Origin of the sequence: Peribacillus sp. NPDC096540, from assembly GCF_050278525.1 — a bacterium.
GTDB lineage: Bacteria > Bacillota > Bacilli > Bacillales > DSM-1321 > Peribacillus.
Genome location: NZ_JBNNTG010000107.1, coordinates 1 through 1100, shown reverse-complemented (window position 1 = coordinate 1100; position 1100 = coordinate 1). Strand labels below are relative to the sequence as shown.

1 protein-coding gene is annotated in these 1100 nt (G+C 40.0%); it reads right to left on the bottom strand.

The features are described 5' to 3' along the window. Positions 1–181: 181 nt before the first annotated feature. Positions 182–799, bottom strand: a complete 618-nt coding sequence (locus ACQKMR_RS28385; protein ID WP_427700247.1) for an NUDIX hydrolase — start codon at positions 797–799, stop codon at positions 182–184. Positions 800–1100: the final 301 nt, after the last annotated feature.

Sequence of the window (1100 nt, the reverse complement as noted above, 5' to 3'; positions counted from 1 at the left end):
CACGATAAGTACCTTGCGCTTCCTTAGTGGTTGGTCGATGTGTACCCCCACAGTGGACTTTCACCACCTAGATAGTTGCCATGCCTGGCACACAAAAAAAAGCTGCCTTAAAGACAGCTCCGATCTTCAGCTAAAGACCTGTTTGTTCACAAACTAGGTGGAATGGAACTCTATTAAAAAATTAATCGAAATAAACGGGTTCCTGAGGATTTTTTAAATTTCTAAATGCCATCTCAATTTGTGTTTTTGTATTCCTAGCTATTGATAACGTTGGTAGTTCATTTTCAGCAAAAAACTCAACTGCACTCGTTTCTATGCCTTTTATTGGTCGTCCGCCAATTATTTCACATTGGATAAACATTTTATAAACGTGATAAAGTGAAGGGGGATGCGGGTGACACTTCTTATCAAGTACACCCAACAATTTGATTGCTTTTACTTCAAATCCTGATTCTTCTTTTACTTCTTTAATGGCGACTTCACTTGGAGTTAATCCGATGTCACCCCACCCACCAGGTAGCGCCCAGTCACCATCAGTATTTTCTCTGACCATTAATATTTTATTTTCCCTAAAGACCACAGCCCTAATATCTACCTTAGGGGTTGCATAACCCGTTTCACTTGCAAATAACTCTTTTAATACTGTCTTATCCATATCTGTTTGATGTGACAATATTTCAATACTAATACTTCTTATTAATTCAAATCTCTCTAAGTCATAAGCATCTTTTGAATAAGTTAATCCTGCTTGTGCAATGGATTGAAGTTGTTTCGCCCAATCAAGCCATTTAGGTTCCATTTACATCACCGCCAATTTTATAATTCCTAATATTACCACATATACCTCGATACTGGTAAATTCTAACTGAACTATCCTGCCCCTTTATTTCATTAAGCAAAAAGACCACCAAATGGCAGCCCTAGATCTAAACTAACGCACCCGTTAGCCAACCATGCAGCGCACGACCAGCGCTGCACCACAGAGAATGAAAATGGTGGAAAACCGTCCATACTGATTCTATGGCTGGGTGAGGAAGGTCGATGAACTATGGTGCCATTAGAGCCCATCCGTTAGTCTGACTCCAACGACCTCGGTGCAT

Excerpts from the sequence above, each read along its gene's own strand:
- ACQKMR_RS28385 (WP_427700247.1), bottom strand. The coding sequence starts at position 799 with ATGGAACCTAAATGGCTTGATTGGGCGAAACAACTTCAATCCATTGCA.